Genomic DNA, 15,051 nt, shown 5'->3' on the forward strand with positions numbered 1-15,051 from the left:
GATTCTATAAGGCGTTAATGATTTTTAATTATTAGCGCCTTATAAATTTTACCACTAAATATGCCTTTCAGGTAATAAAGTGTCCGGTAGGTTTTTAGCTTTTTGCACACTCGGTTTCTTAAGCATGTGACGATGTTTCCCTGCACAAAGCTTAATCAAACTTCCAAGTTTATTTATGTTTGATTGCGAAGTATAGCTATATCTGTATTCGGCTTCCAATGCGTTAATTACGTCTAATAAGTAAAATGAATTCTTATCTACTGACAAGATATACTCAGCGACTATCTCTTCCCAGTTTTTTGGTCTTTTGGCAATTAACATAAGGTTCATGAAGTGTATCTTGAAATTATCACTTTCCTGAGTCATTCTATTGTTGAGTAGAGTTCCCATTTTCTTTGTGAACAATTTGTCAACATACCAGTCAACCATATTTGATGGTAGGCATCCTATAATTTGATTTAGTTTTACATCTAGCTTTTCACTAAATGATCCATATAAGTGAAAATGTACGCCTTCAACTTTAGCACTATTATTACTTGCCAATACTGGAGATAGTGCGACTAGAACATTAGTCAATTGCTTTATTCCCTGTAAGACAGAGTTTAATAAATTATGTTTAATATTCGTGTCCGCAAAGTCACTGTTTCTTAAGGCTAAAGAAGCTGCTTTAATACACTGTATTAGCCTTGATACTGAGTACTCTTCAAGAATACAGTTAAGGTTTTGATTTAAGGGGGTTGCCCTGTTATAACCTCTGTCGGCATATTCGTCTTTAACTTCATCAGGTAAAGAGGAAGCTGAAACGCCTTCTGAAATCTCCTTTTCTATTCGTTCTAATTGAATTTCGCTAGGTAGCCATTTTGCAAATTGATAAATATCAAACCCTTCAGGCAATTTGCATTTTCTATTAACAGTTCTTTCTATTTTATTCAAATCATTGGCTATGATAGATAAGGCACTATCTCGTCTCCGGTCAATTCCTGTGTAAAATTCAATTACTTCTGGATAGTTCACATAATTTAGGTTTTCTAATATATAAGTTGAGAAGTCGTTATCGTGAAGCATTCTGTGAGCGGCAAAATAATATATCCAGTAAGTGAATTTAAAACAAAACCCTTCATTTCTAAGAACTATTATGTTGTTTGTGTACAAAATATCGAAAATTATACTTACTTCTAAATCTAGTTCTTTTTTTCTACAGAAACCTGACAGCTTTTCAATGAACTGATTTCTTGTGAAGTATATTTTTTTGCTTCTGATTATTTGTTCGCAAAAATAACCTAGAGTAAACTCTGTGTCTTTTAAATCTGGTCTGGTTTTATAGTGGGGGATATCGTCAACATTAAAGAGTAAATGAAGAACTCTGCCTATCATTTCAGCTCTGTTTACTGGACTGTCGTCAAAATCACGTTCTGAAATTTTTAAAATTGTAAGACAGTTTTGCGGGGTTCTGGGTATATTTAAAGCTTCTAAATCATCAACGACCTTATTCAGAACCCTCGAATCGTCTCCAATTGCTCCTTCAGAGTTATAATTAGCAACTAAATTCCTGACCCCCTTTCTGTCTAGGGACCATAGGTATAATGGAATAAATTTTCTTGGTAATTGTACATTTTCTTCTATCAGTGGATTTGTGTCCATTGAATACATTAATATGATAGGTTTCTCTTTAAATTTATCATTCACCAAACTTAAGATTTTACTTCCGTTATTGAGAGATGAGGAAAATTCATCCAATATCACACACTCAATATCTTCATTGCTTAACCCATAACTTTCTAGAGCTTTATTAACCTCTTTATCTATTTCTTTTTTATGAGGTTTCAAGTGGCTTGCGTCTAAATAGAGCCAAAATGAAGGTTGCTCGGCACACCATGCCTCTTTGACTAGATAATGAGCCAGAGAAGTTGCTCCATATTGTTGTCTAGATTTTATGATAGTGGAAGTAGGGTTTTCGATAAGGGATTTGACATCAACTTTGTCACTGTCACCTGGTTGTTCTTCAGAATTTCTATCAATATTAGGTGTTACCCATGTATTTTTCTGTGTAGAAAAAGATGCCATAGCTCGATCAAATTTTTCTTGTAATTTTGACCTTACTATTCCCTTATTAACTTCATTTAAATGAGTTTTAAGTTTAATCTTGTTGTTTTGGCAAGCAACATTAATAGATACATCGATTAGTTCTGATAAGTGCTCAGAACTAATTGCGTAATTATCTTGTCCTGACTTAATGTTAACAACGCCAACGACGTTGTTTGTAACCTCGCAAAGCACAGGAGAACCACTGTAACCTTCACAAATGTCCTCATTGGGGTATAATTTTATAGACTTGACCGAATTTATTTCAACATCGTGTTTTACAGGGATGTTGGATATCATTTCTTTTTTACTTGTTCCAACGATCTTTGAATAACCAATTACTTTTACTTTAGTATCGCCTACTAAAGCTAACTCGAAAGGCTGCAGCTTTAGCCCTTTTACATATAAAACTGCGAGATCTAGTCCCTCGCTATATTTGTTGCAAATAATATCTGCGTTTCTTTCATCAACTAAAATCTCTTCACCACAACTAGCTACGACATGACCACAGGTTGCGACATATACACCATTGTCATCGACTTTAATAACAAATCCTGTACCTAGAGCACTTCCTCTTCTATTCGTTATCTTTAAAACTGAGCTATTCATCTAGACCTCTCATCACCATTTCCACTTGAATATGTGCTTCTGCTGTGGTTTTAGCTAAGACAAATCCGCCTTCACCACCCAATTTTACCCCCAAAGTAACTTTTGTTTCAGAAATCTTTACAGATTTATTAAGCTCTTTATAAGTATTAGATACTGGCTTTATGATTTTAGAGAGGAATTCATTGATATTCTCTATTGAAGTATCAATTCTATTGTCGAGTGAAATGTATCTGTCTTGGTTATCATATGTCTCAATTTCAACTTCTAGTCCATCATTGAGCTTAACTATCTTATTCATAAATCCCTCTATAAAATTTACCAAGTCACAGATTATTGAGATAGTGAACTGTGACTAAAATAATCCTTTAAGATATTAAATAAATGGGGACAGAGTTTACTTTTTGAGGGACTTGATTGGCGCATGTTGGTTTTTTCATTCCCTGAATGGCGTCGTCGATGTTTGATTCGAGTTGCCCTAGCTCTGTCCTTGATTGGTGATACTTTAATCTATCTTGTAGTCGGTATTCAACATGCCACGTCACATTTTAATGCGCTTTTTTCCTTAAAAATAATAGCTTGTATCAACGAGCAACGGATGAAGCTAAATCGAAGAGACGTTTAGATACTCGGTGTAGATACATTTGCGGACGTCGATGGCAGGGCCAAAAATGTTCCCTACATTTATTGGCATTTCCTACATCCATGTAGGTCAGATGCCATCGTCGAGCCTACATGGATGACTCCTTTTAAAACAAAGAGTCGGCGGGTAGCAAATGTATCTGCACACAAAGGTCGTTTATTCAAATCCCTGTGATCACGACATTGGTGCATCCATGCACTGCACCTGCGGCAGCAATTGATAGAGATGAAGATTCGACTCCAAACTCACTTAACAGATGAACAGTTAAAAATTACTACCCGCAGCAAATGAAGCCCAATCGAAGAGACGTTTAGATACTGGTGTAAGCACGCTTTTGGCTCTCGGCGGCATGGTCGCCGCCGTGAAGCCCACAAGGATGTGCTTGCGGCGTGCCAAAAGTGTGCTTGCACATCCCTCGCTGGGCAGGCGTTAGACAGCAATGAAGGTTAGACCTTCAAATCACCTTAATAAATGACAATTCTATTCAACGATTAAAGTGAATCGTTACCTTGAACGAGCGGCCGAAAAGAGCAGGGGAAAAGGGGCGAGCGATACGCCCCCGAGAAGATTTTACCTAAGTTGGTCCCCACGATTAATCCCAATCAACCTATCCAAAATATGCTCCCCATCCATTCGGATGCCATTATGCTCATATTCAGAGGTGAGCCAGTACTTCAGGTTACCCACCTGAGCCGCTGTCTCCAGGCTGTAATGCATCTCGACAAACATATCTTCGCTGTAGATGGCCGCCGCGACCGGCACCTGGTTGTCGGCCAGCTTGGCGGGATCGTACAGCATGGGCCAGTCGGTCTTGTCGGCCAGCAGGTGCGCCGCATGTTTCAGCGGCTTGAGGTTGGTAAACTGGTCGAAGAACCAGGGGTAGACCATCTCGCCGGTAAACAGGAAGGGCTTGTCCGCCTGGTAGTTAAACTTATCATAGCTTTGTCTCACCCTATGGGCCGCCCAGCTCGACGCCTCTTGCTGACAGTAGATGCTCTCGTGTAGCAGGGCGAAAATGGGGTTGGTGTTAAAGTCCAGCAGCTGGCAGAAGTGAGCCAAGAACAGCGGGTTAACCTGAGTGCCCTGGGCGGTTTCAATCAAGGCCTGTTCCAGCAGGTAATAGACGGGCTCGCCGCCTTGCTCCATGCCTATGTTGATGCCCAGAAGCTGCAGCATCTCAACCGTCAGGCGCTCGCCGGTGGCGATGCGCACTTCGTTCTCTTGTATATAGCTGGCCAGGTGTTTAACCAGCTCCTGCGCGTCTGGGAAACGGGCGAAGAAGTCTTGGTTCTTGGCCAGCACCCGCTTGTAGGTGGCCTGATAGACCTCATCGGCGCTGCGGGTCAGCGAAGGGATGCCGCCCGTGATATAGGCCTCATGCAGGCCATGGGGCGCATCGTTTAGGTATTTCAGCACGCAGAAGCCGCCGAAGCTCTGGCCGAGTATGCTCCATTTCTCATCGCCAATCAGCTGCGCGCGAATAAGCTCGGCATCCTGAATGATGCTATCGGCGCGAAAATGGCTCAGGTAATCGGCCTGGGCTTGTGAGTCCAGATGGGCCAGTGAGGCATAGTTGATCGGGCTCGACAGGCCGGTGCCGCGCTGATCCAGCAGCAAGACGCGATATTCCTGCAAGGCGCGCTTTATCCAGCCACCGTTGGCTGCGGGTCTGATGGCGCCAAAGCCAGGGCCGCCCTGGAAGTAGACCAGATAAGGCAGATTGTGCTCAATGTGTTCAGGCGCCACTAACTCCCGGGCGAAGACTGTGATGCACTCGCCATCTGGGGCTTGATGATCCAATGGCAGCGAAAAAAAGTGTTTGCGGCAATGGATGCCGGCGAGGCGTTGTAGATCGGACATGATGAGCCTTTAATTGATTCTTGTTGGTAATGCTTTTTGATGAATAAATGTGCGCTAATGTCAGGCAACAGGGTACTAAATGACGCGGATAGGTTATCCTAGATCAATCTTTTTGTCAGTGCCGTTAGAGAATCCCAACCCGATGATTTAACCTATGCCGGGGTGGATGAAAGTGGAAAGAATAAGATGAAGTATCAAATTGTGCCTGTGACGCCATTTCAGCAAAATTGCAGCATCATCTGGTGTGAAAAAACCAAGCAGGCGGCCGTGGTCGACCCGGGTGGCGACATAGAGAGGATCCAGCAGCAGCTGGCCCATCATGACCTGACCCTAGAGAAGATCTTGCTCACCCATGGCCATATCGACCATGTGGGCGGCGCCAAGGCCCTGGCCGATGCGGCGGGTGTGCCCATCATAGGCCCCCATAAGGACGATGCCTTCTGGCTTGAGACCCTGCCGCAACAGAGCAAGCACTTTGGTTTTCTGCCCGTGGCCGCCTTCGAGCCGGCCCAGTATCTTGTATCGGGCGATCGCGTCACAGTGGGCGAGCAGTCCCTGGAAGTGCTGCATTGCCCTGGGCATACGCCGGGCCATATCGTGTTCTACAGTGAGGCCGACAAGCTGGCCTGGGTGGGTGATGTGCTGTTTAAGGGCTCTATCGGCCGTACCGATTTTCCTCAGTCGAGTCATACGGATCTGATAAACTCCATCACCCAGGTGCTCTGGCCTCTGGGCCGTGAGGTGAGCTTTATTCCCGGCCATGGGCCTATCTCGACCTTCGGCGCCGAGCGGCAGCAAAACCCCTTCGTGGCGGATCAACTGCTGAACTGATCTCACTAACTAATCTTGATAATCAGGATTCTAAATACTTGTTTTAAGACGGCGGTTCATTCGAATCGCCGTTTTTTCGTTGTGAAATCTTTTGCAACGCTTTGAGTCTGTTTTTTATTTCTGTGTCTGCTAGGTTAAGGCATTAGTCCTTAATTTTGCCTAAGAGACACAGGGATATGTCACATCACATCGAAGATCTGCTCAACGCCTGGTCGGCGGCGCCCCAAGATGATTGGGTGCTGGCCGTGGTGACCCATGTGGAGGGCTCGGCCTATCGAAAGGTGGGCGCCATGATGCTGATCCACGGTATGGGTAAGAGTGTCGGCCTGGTGAGCGGCGGCTGCCTGGAGGCCGACCTGCGCCGCCGGGCCCAGAAGGTGATCCAGACGGGGCAGGCCGCCAGCGTCTGTTACGATGCCACCGACGAGGCCGATGCCAGCTATCAGCTGGGCTGTGGCGGACTCGTTCATCTCATGCTGGTGCCCCTGTGCGCCGCCAATCACTATCTGCATTTTCAGGCGCTTAAGGCCGCGCTCGCCAGCCAGGGGCGATGCCATTATCAGCTAGATCTTGTCGATGCTTCGCTGTCGCCTGGCGCTGCTGGCTCCTCAGATTCAGTTGGTCACAGTAATGTCATAGGCGCTCAGGTGTGGACCAGCCAGCAGGCCCTGGATGATGCCAAGGCGGGCTGGCAATTGAGCGACTTTCCCCGCCCCGGCATTTTACCGGGCCAGTCAGTGCCAGGTGAGTCGGTACAAGGTGAGTCTGCGAGTTTAGTCGTTCCGCTGCGTGAGCGTCATCGCATCGCGATCTTCGGCGGCGGCCTGGACGCCCAGCCCGTGTGTCAGATTGCCCAGCAGCTGGGCTGGCGTGTGGATGTAGTCGACCGTCGCACCAGCTATGCCAGGGAGTATGATTTTGTCGGCGCCAACATCATCAAGCAGCCGGTTAATGAGCTGCCCAAGAATTTCTGGACTCGCCTCGATGGCGCCATCGTCATGCAGCATAACCTGGAGCTGGATGCCCAGGCCCTGGCGGCAATTCATCAACATGCGCAGCAGCTTAGCTACCTGGCGCTGCTTGGGCCGGGCCATAGGCGTGACAGGGTGCTGGCCCTTGCCGGGCTCGACGCGGCAAGCTTTAACGCCTATTTCTCGGCGCCGGCCGGACTGGCCCTGGGGGGCGAGCTGCCATCTTCGATAGCCCTCTCCATATTGTCCGAATGTCACGGCGTGCTGCACGGCGCCAAGCGGGTCGCCCTCAAAGAGGTGATGGCGTGAAGCCTGATACCTGTATCCAAGGTAAGGTGATGATCGCCCTGCTGGCGGCGGGGCAGAGCCAGCGTTTCGGCGGCGTGAAGCTGGCGCAGTCCCTAACAAATGATGATTTGGCGAGTGATGACTTAATCGCTAATGACCTAGCAAGTGCTTCGTCAGAACCTAAGCCCACTGAATCTAAAAACATAGTGGCTCATTACGTTGCCGGTCCATCCCCGACGACCCTGATAGGTCACCAATTTCATGCGCTAAGTGAGGTGGCAGCCAGATTAGGCGCGAGTCTTTGTGTGATCACCGGTGCCTACCATGAGGCGGTGGCAGCCTGCTTGCCGCCATCGGCTAAGCTAGTGCATAACCCTGACTGGAAAGGGGGGCTTGGTCACTCCATCGCGGCGGCGGCAAAGGAGGCCTGGGCGCAACGGGCCGAGACGCTACTGATTGCCCTTGGGGATCAGCTGCTGCTGGAGACCGATGATTACCTCGGGCTGTTTCGCGCCCGCGCCCGGGCAAACACCCGGGTTTGTGCCTATTATGAGTTAACTCTGGGAGCACCGGCGCTGTTTCATTTCGACGATTTTGAGGCGCTGTCTAACCTGAGCGGCGATCGCGGCGCTAAGGCCCTCTTGTCCCGGCGCTATCAGGAGGGCAGCCTCATCGCCATGGCGATGGAGGATGCCAGCGTCGATATCGATACCCGATCTCAGCTAATGGCGTACCTGGCGAAGAGCAAGGCGGGCGCCCAATGACACAACCGACTCAAATTAAAGCAATTCAAATTAAAGCAAGGCCGTTAACCATAGCCTTTTGGTCAACAAGGAGAAACTGATGTCCCAATCGAAACTTGGACTCAAGATAAACGGAAAAGATTACACCTTAGATGCCGATCCAAAGATGCCCGTGCTCTGGGCCATCAGGGATCTCTTGGGGCTGACGGGCACCAAATATGGCTGCGGCGCAGGTCTCTGTGGCGCCTGTACCATACATGTCGATGGCGAGCCCGCCAGGGCCTGTCTCACCAGCCTAAAGCAGGTGCAGGGCAAGCAGGTGACCACCATAGAGGGGCTGGCGGCCGATGGCCTCAAGCAGGCCTGGCGCGACAATAACGTGCCCCAGTGCGGCTACTGTCAAGCGGGGCAATTGATGTCGGCGGCGGCGCTGCTGAGTCAATATCCTCAGCCAAACGATGCCCAAATAGAGGAGGCCATGGTGGGTAACCTGTGTCGCTGCGGCACCTATACCCGCATCAAGGCGGCGATCAAACAGGCGAGCGGCACAGCGGCTCAGCTTGATCTGAACAAAAGGGATCTGAGCGAAAGGGAGATTGAGGCATGAGTCAGTTCAGCGCGGTACAAAATTTCAGTCGCCGGGATGTGTTAAAGCTGTTCGGCGCCGCCGGTGGCGGGTTGGCCCTGGGAGCCAGTGGCCTCTCCTGGAGCCCGATGGCGCTGGCCCAAAACGGCGAAGCGCGCCTTAACCTGTTTATTGCCATCGGCGAGGATGACAGGGTCTACCTCACCTGTCACCGCTCCGAGATGGGGCAGGGGATCCGCACCGGCATCCCTCAGGTGCTGGCGGACGAGCTGGGCGCCGACTGGGACAAGGTCGTGGTGGTGCAGGGACTGGCCGACAAACGCTACGGCAGTCAAAACACCGATGGCTCCCGCAGCATACGCAAGGGGTTCGACAAGATGCGTGAGATGGGCGCCATGGCCCGTACCATGCTGGAGCAGGCCGCGGCCGAACGTCTCAAGGTGCCGCTAGCCGAGCTAAGCACGGCCGATAACAAGGTCACTCACTCGGCCTCCGGCCGCAGCCTCAGCTTCGGCGAGCTGGCCATGGCGGCCGCCAAGCTGCCACTGCCCGAGGTGACCGGCCTTAAACTCAAGTCAGCCAAGGCCTTTACCCATATCGGCAAGGGTCACACCATAGTGGATATGGAGGCGATTTTAGACGGCAGCGCCGAGTATGGTTACGACATTCAACTGGAAAACATGCTCTATGCCAGCATAGTGCGCCCGCCGGTGCTCGGCAGTAAGGTGGACAAGCTCGATGATAAGGCGGCCCGCGCCGTCGCCGGAGTGGTGGATGTTATTACCCTGCCGGGACATCAGGGCGCGCCAAGCTTTCAGCCGCTGGGCGGCGTGGCCGTGCTGGCCACTAACTCCTGGAGTGCGGCCCAGGGGCGTAAGGCGCTTAAGATTAGCTGGAGTGAATCACCAAACCATGGGCACGATTCCAGCGCCTATCTGGCGCAGCTGAAGCGCGCGGTGCAAAAGAGTGGCAAGCCCGTTCGGCAGCTCGGCGAGCAGAGCCAGAGCTGGCCCGCGGATAAGACCATAGAGGCGGTCTACAGCGTGCCCTATCTGGCCCACGCCATGATGGAGCCGCCGGCGGCGGCCGCCAGTGTGACCGATAAGGGCGCCGAGATCTGGGCATCGACCCAGACGCCACAGAGTGCCCAGGGCACAGTTGCCGCAGCCTTGGGACTGAAGGCCGAGCAGGTGACAGTGCATGTGACTCTGTTGGGCGGCGGCTTTGGTCGCAAGTCTAAGCCAGATTTCTGCGTCGAGGCGGCGCTGCTGTCCCAAAAAACCGGGCGGCCGGTCAAGGTGTGCTGGAGCAGGGAAGATGAGCTGCAAAATGGTTACCTGCATGCCATCAGCGCACAGTATTTCAAGGCCAGAGTCGGCGACAAGGCGGTCGAGGCCATATTGCAGCGCACTGGCTTCCCCAGCATCAGCTCCACCTTCGCCGAAGGCGTGGATGAGCCCAGCGCCTCCGAGCTGGATCTGGGATTCGTGGATGTGCCCCTTGCCATCGACAGCCTGCGCTGTGAGTCGGTAAAAGCCAGCGCCCATACCCGTATCGGCTGGATGCGCTCGGTATGCAACATTCAGCATGGCTTCGGCATAGGGGTGTTTGTCGATGAGCTGGCGAGCAAACGCGGCCTGGATACCTTTACCATGTGGCGCGAGCTGCTGGGTAAGGACAGGCAGGAGACCTTTAGCGATCAGCAGTTCAACTATGGCAACTATGGCGAGACGTTAGAGCGTCACCCTGTGGACACCGCCCGTTATAAGGGGGTGATCTCAGCGGTGGAGCAGAAGGTGAAGCAGATGGCTAAGCCTGAAGCAGGCCAGGGGTGGGGCTTTGCGGTGCACCGCAGCTTTACCGCCTATGTGGCCGCGGCGAGCCTGGTTGAGGTGACTCAGGATAAGCAGCTTAAGGTGCTTAAGACGGTTATCGCCATCGACGCTGGTACCCTGGTCAACCCCGACCGGGTGGCCTCTCAGCTCGAAGGCGCCGTGATGTTTGGCTTGAGCATCGCCCTGATGGGGCGCATTAGCTTTAAGGATGGACGGGTAGAGCAGTCTAACTTTCATGACTATCCGCTGCTGCGTCTGAGTCAATGCCCCGAGATAGAGACCATACTGGTGCCATCTATGGCGCCGCCCGCCGGGGTGGGCGAGCCGGGTGTTCCGCCCATCGCGCCCAGTATCGTCAACGCCATCTTTGCGGCCAGTGGCACGCGCATTCGCGATCTGCCACTGAGCGATCATTTCAAGATCTAGTCGCTATCCATAGTTAGGCTGTAGACCATTAGAGCCAGTCGTTATATCGACTGGCTTTTTTATCACCACGCTTATGCCTTTGCTGTGTTAAATTTTGTTCTTTTACTACAAATGGTGCCATTTTTTCAATTTAATAACATTTAATCCGGTTTATTTGGCCTAGATCCTGTTTTTGTCATTCAATTTGGAGTAATTTAACCAAAAATAATATTCCAATGTAATGAGGGGTCATACATGGAAAATCGTATGCAGGTCGCATTATCTGCAGGGCTACTTGCCGCCGTTTGGGCTGGGGTCGCCGATGCATTTCACTTAGTCACTTGGGTTGGCTTTCTCGCGTGTAGCACTTTCTTCGCTCAGCCAAAGGCGGGCTTTCAAGGGGTGTTAATGACTTGGTTCACTAATCTCTCCGGTGTGTTCTGGGCCTGGGTGGTGATCTCGGGTGGTAGCTATTTCGATACGCCGCTCGTGGGTTATCTGCTGACGGGTATCGTCACTAGCCTGATGTGCCTGCAAGCCAGCTATCAAAGACTCGCCTTTATTCCCGGCGCCTTCATCGGCTGCTGCATTACCTTCGCCCTGGGTGGCGATATGGCAAGCATACTGCCGCCACTCGTGATAGGTGCGCTGTTGGGTTATGCCATGACACTCCTGACGGGGCAGATGGTGGCTTTTACCGCCAAGACCATACCTGCCATAAAGTTACGTCTAATCAAGGCTCAACAATAGAAATTGTGCTTAACTTGATTCTGTAGGTCGAAAGAAATTGTCAATTTAGCCTGATAAACAAGTGGGTTTCCATGAAAGCTATCCAGTTTAGAAAGATAGATGCCTTGCTGATCAAACTCAGTCTTAACGGTAAATTTTGGGTGGTCTGCTCTATGGTGACGGCCATTACCCTGACCATCGCCTTGTTGAACTTAAATGCCGCCAACAACCAACTTCACGCCGGTTCGGCGGCCCGGGTACAGGCGAGCGTCGATGCCTATGCCAAGGTGGCGAGCCAGATGGGCTTAAGTGGTGAGGCGCTGGTGCGTTTTGCCCAGGATAATGGCCTGACGCTGGCATCTCGCGATGAGCAGTCGCGCCGCGGTGACAACGTGACCGCCAGCGCGCCGGTCGCCGGTCAATATCTGCAGCTGAGTCAGGAGGTGACCGCCTGGGAGGCCGAAGGCAAGAGCGATGCCTGGTGGATGCTGTGGGTCGCCCTTATCGCCCTCTATCCGCTGTATCAGCTAAGTTACTGGATCTCCACCTCCCTGGGCGGCGGTCTGTGGGACATGTATATCGCCATCAAGCGGCTGGCCGATGGCGATCTCTCCTTCAGACTCAATTTCTTCGGTAAGGATGACTTCAGTCTTATCGCCCGGGAGATCGACCGAAACGCGGACAACATGAGCGAGATGGTCAAGGCCATAGGCAACAATGCCAGGACGCTCGCTAATGCCTCCGATGAGTTTAATCTGCAGGCGAAGCAGAACGATGAGCTGGCGCAGTTCCAGCATCAGTTTCTCGATACCGTCGCCGTGGCGATGGATCAGATGACCGCCGCCATCGAAGAGGTGTCCCATAACGCGGCCAACACCTCAGATCACACCAAGCATAATGCGACGGCCGCTGCTGACAGTAAGCAGCGTATCGCCGAGGCGGTGCGCCGTATCGGCCAGTTGACCGGCCAGATTGATGCGGCCTCCAGCGCGGTGGATCAGCTGTCGGGCAACGCCACAGAGATTGGCGCCGTGGTGACCACCATCAACGGTATTTCCGAGCAGACCAACCTGCTGGCGCTGAATGCGGCCATCGAGGCGGCGCGTGCCGGTGAGCAGGGCCGTGGCTTTGCCGTGGTGGCCGATGAGGTACGCACCCTGGCGGGACGCACCCAGCAGGCGACGGTGGAGATACAGTCGATGATCGAGGGCTTGCAGTCGGGCTCGGGTCAGCTGGCGGATATTACCCATGAGATCGTCGAGCAGGCCGAGCTTGGCCGCGCGGCCATAGAGTCAGTGGGCAGCGATGTGGATACCATGGCCGATTCTATCGATCAGGTGTTCGACATGAGCTCGCAGATCGCGGCTTCGGCGGAGGAGCAGAGCGTGTCGGCGCGGGATATCGCCTCGCAGCTCAATGAGATCCGTGACCAGTCGCAGACCATTAAGGAGACCGCCGAGCGTTCGGTCGTCCTGGCCAGCGAGCTGCAGCAATCCTCCGCTGAGCTGGATGGGATACTGTCGCAATACCGCCTGCAGTAGCTAGATGAATCAATAGTTTATAAAAGTGACTCAATAAAAAAGGCGCCCAGGGCGCCTTTTTCGATCCATCAACTAATGATACCAATCGTAGTAAATAATTGATCATGCTAGCTGGTTAAAACCTCCGATAACGGCGTTACTATTTTTGATTGTAGAATAACTACTTATCGAAAAATACTGCCTTGTTCTCGACCGTTTTTCCTGCGCTATTTCTGATCACTTATTTACCGTGATTGGTATTAGTCTTTGAAGCAGCTCCAGATGGGCGCATGATCGGAAGGCTTGTCGATACCGCGCAGATCATAATCTACGTCAGATTCGGTCAGACGTTCAGCCAGTGACGGCGTTGCCAGGATCACGTCGATGCGCAGGCCGCGGTTATCGTCGAAGCCCTTGCTGCGATAGTCGAACCAGGAGTAGCGCTCACTTCGTGTCGGATGCAGCTGACGGAAGGTGTCGACTAATCCCCAGTCCAGCAACGTCCGCAGCCACTCACGCTCTTCGGGCTGGAAGCTGCATTTACCCGTCTTCAACCAACGCTTGGCGTTGACTTCACCTATGCCGATATCCAAATCGATTGGCGAGATGTTGATGTCGCCTATGATGGCGATATCTTCATCTGGACTATGGTGCTGCTGCAGATAGAGCATCAGATCCTGATAGAACTTGCGCTTGGCCGGGTACTTGGTTTCGTGGCTGATGTTCTCGCCCTGGGGGAAGTAACCGTTGAGCACTGTCAGTTGACGACCGTTGGCCTGGGTAAAGGTACCCATGATCATTCGGCGCTGGGCCTCGTCATCATCTGTGGGGAATCCCTTCTGCACCTTGATCGGTGGCAGTTTGGAGAGCATGGCGACGCCATAGTGGGCCTTGCCACCATGGTAGTGCACCTGATAGCCCATGGCCTCGACCTCGGCCAGGGGGAAGGCCTCGTCGTGGACCTTGGTCTCCTGCAGGCCGATGATATCCGGGCTATGGCTGTCGATCAGCGCTTGTAGCTGGTGCAGTCTGGCCCTGAGACCATTGATGTTAAATGAAACTATTTTCAAGTGCTTGCTTCCTGCGATTTTGGTTAAGGGAGTACGCGCTTAAAGGGTTTTACGATGACGCTTTGGTAGACGCCGGCGGCCACGTATGGGTCTTGGTCTGCCCAGGCCTGCGCCGCTCCCAGTGAGTCGAACTCGGCTACTACCAGTGAACCTGTGAAGCCGGCTTCGCCTGGATTGTCGCTGTCGATGGCTGGGTGTGGACCTGCGATCATCAGACGACCCTCGTCAGAGAGCTCCTGCAGGCGTGCCAGGTGGTCAGGACGGGCTTGAAGGCGTTTTTCTAAGCTGTTTTCAACATCTTGAGATGAGATCATGTACCACATTATTTGAGTTCCTTTTTATGTTCTTCAGGCATGTGTTTGTAGAGGTATACCACAGTGATCACTGTGTTGATCAGTGTCAGGGCCGTGAGGCCAAACACCTTGAAATTGACCCAGGTTTCCTGAGACAGGTTAAAGGCGACATAGATGTTAACCAGGCCACAGGCGAGGAAGAAGGTGACCCAATACCAGGTGACCCGTGACCAGATCTTGTCGGCGACGATAAGCTCCTTACCCAGCATCCCTTTGAGGATCGGCTTCTTCAGATATTGGCTCAGGGCCAGCGCCAGGGCGAACAGGGCGTAGACCACAGTGACCTTCCATTTGATAAAGGCATCGTCGTGAAAGACCAAGGTGAGGGTGCCGAAGAAGCTCACCATGGCGAAGGTGATCAGGTGCATCTTCTCTATCTTCTTATAGAGCAGATAGGTGACTACCAACTGCAGTGCGGTGGCCACGATCAGGGCGCCGCTGGCGATATAGATGTCGAAAAATTTATAGACGGCGAAAAAGATCACCAGAGGTAAAAAGTCGAGCAGTTGTTTCATGTAGGCTAGTTCAC

13 protein-coding genes are annotated in these 15,051 nt (G+C 51.4%); 7 read left to right on the forward strand and 6 right to left on the reverse strand.

Annotated features, from left to right (window positions below; genetic code table 11):
- Positions 1–54 precede the first annotated feature (54 nt).
- The 3 genes from K0H81_RS08305 to K0H81_RS08315 all read right to left on the reverse strand — a co-directional run bounded on the left by K0H81_RS08305 (position 55) and on the right by K0H81_RS08315 (position 5,191).
- Positions 55–2,691 (reverse strand): S1 family peptidase, encoded by a 2,637-nt coding sequence (locus tag K0H81_RS08305; RefSeq protein WP_220060529.1) that lies wholly within the window; start codon positions 2,689–2,691, stop codon positions 55–57.
- A complete protein-coding gene (locus K0H81_RS08310) occupies positions 2,684–2,989 on the reverse strand; it encodes a CU044_2847 family protein (RefSeq protein ID WP_220060530.1) in 306 nt (101 codons plus the stop codon). Before K0H81_RS08310 ends, K0H81_RS08305 begins: the two co-directional genes overlap by 8 nt.
- Positions 2,990–3,901: 912 nt before the next feature.
- Positions 3,902–5,191: an alpha/beta fold hydrolase gene (locus tag K0H81_RS08315; protein ID WP_220060531.1), complete on the reverse strand. Its 1,290-nt coding sequence runs from the start codon at positions 5,189–5,191 to the stop codon at positions 3,902–3,904.
- 186 nt (positions 5,192–5,377) lie between these two features.
- Here K0H81_RS08315 and K0H81_RS08320 point away from each other — a divergent pair, with 186 nt between their 5' ends.
- The 7 genes from K0H81_RS08320 to K0H81_RS08350 all read left to right on the forward strand — a co-directional run bounded on the left by K0H81_RS08320 (position 5,378) and on the right by K0H81_RS08350 (position 13,120).
- A complete protein-coding gene (locus K0H81_RS08320; RefSeq protein WP_220060532.1) occupies positions 5,378–6,022 on the forward strand; it encodes an MBL fold metallo-hydrolase in 645 nt (214 codons plus the stop codon).
- 176 nt (positions 6,023–6,198) lie between these two features.
- Positions 6,199–7,302, forward strand: a complete 1,104-nt coding sequence (locus K0H81_RS08325; protein WP_220060533.1) for an XdhC family protein — start codon at positions 6,199–6,201, stop codon at positions 7,300–7,302.
- Positions 7,299–8,045, forward strand: a complete 747-nt coding sequence (locus K0H81_RS08330; RefSeq protein WP_220060534.1) for a nucleotidyltransferase family protein — start codon at positions 7,299–7,301, stop codon at positions 8,043–8,045. Before K0H81_RS08325 ends, K0H81_RS08330 begins: the two co-directional genes overlap by 4 nt.
- Before the next feature lie 79 nt (positions 8,046–8,124).
- Positions 8,125–8,631 (forward strand): (2Fe-2S)-binding protein, encoded by a 507-nt coding sequence (locus K0H81_RS08335; RefSeq protein WP_220060535.1) that lies wholly within the window; start codon positions 8,125–8,127, stop codon positions 8,629–8,631.
- Positions 8,628–10,871, forward strand: a complete 2,244-nt coding sequence (locus K0H81_RS08340; protein ID WP_220060536.1) for a xanthine dehydrogenase family protein molybdopterin-binding subunit — start codon at positions 8,628–8,630, stop codon at positions 10,869–10,871. Before K0H81_RS08335 ends, K0H81_RS08340 begins: the two co-directional genes overlap by 4 nt.
- A gap of 234 nt (positions 10,872–11,105) precedes the next feature.
- Entirely contained in the window at positions 11,106–11,600 is a 495-nt protein-coding gene (locus K0H81_RS08345) for a DUF1097 domain-containing protein (protein WP_144202875.1), read from the forward strand.
- 71 nt (positions 11,601–11,671) lie between these two features.
- On the forward strand, positions 11,672–13,120 hold the full coding sequence (locus K0H81_RS08350) for a methyl-accepting chemotaxis protein (RefSeq protein WP_220060537.1): 1,449 nt from the start codon (positions 11,672–11,674) through the stop codon (positions 13,118–13,120).
- Positions 13,121–13,359: 239 nt separating this feature from the next.
- Here the strand turns inward: K0H81_RS08350 and xthA are convergent, their stop codons facing one another.
- The 3 genes from xthA to K0H81_RS08365 are packed head-to-tail and all read right to left on the reverse strand — an operon-like array spanning position 13,360 to position 15,037.
- Entirely contained in the window at positions 13,360–14,169 is an 810-nt protein-coding gene (xthA, locus tag K0H81_RS08355) for an exodeoxyribonuclease III (RefSeq protein ID WP_220060538.1), read from the reverse strand.
- A gap of 23 nt (positions 14,170–14,192) precedes the next feature.
- Positions 14,193–14,492, reverse strand: coding sequence for a YciI family protein (locus tag K0H81_RS08360; protein WP_220060539.1), 300 nt, complete (start codon positions 14,490–14,492; stop codon positions 14,193–14,195).
- Entirely contained in the window at positions 14,492–15,037 is a 546-nt protein-coding gene (locus K0H81_RS08365; protein WP_011866058.1) for a septation protein A, read from the reverse strand. Before K0H81_RS08365 ends, K0H81_RS08360 begins: the two co-directional genes overlap by 1 nt.
- Between the last annotated feature and the right edge of the window lie 14 nt (positions 15,038–15,051).

Source organism: Shewanella halotolerans (assembly GCF_019457535.1).
GTDB classification, from domain to species: Bacteria; Pseudomonadota; Gammaproteobacteria; order Enterobacterales; family Shewanellaceae; genus Shewanella; species Shewanella halotolerans.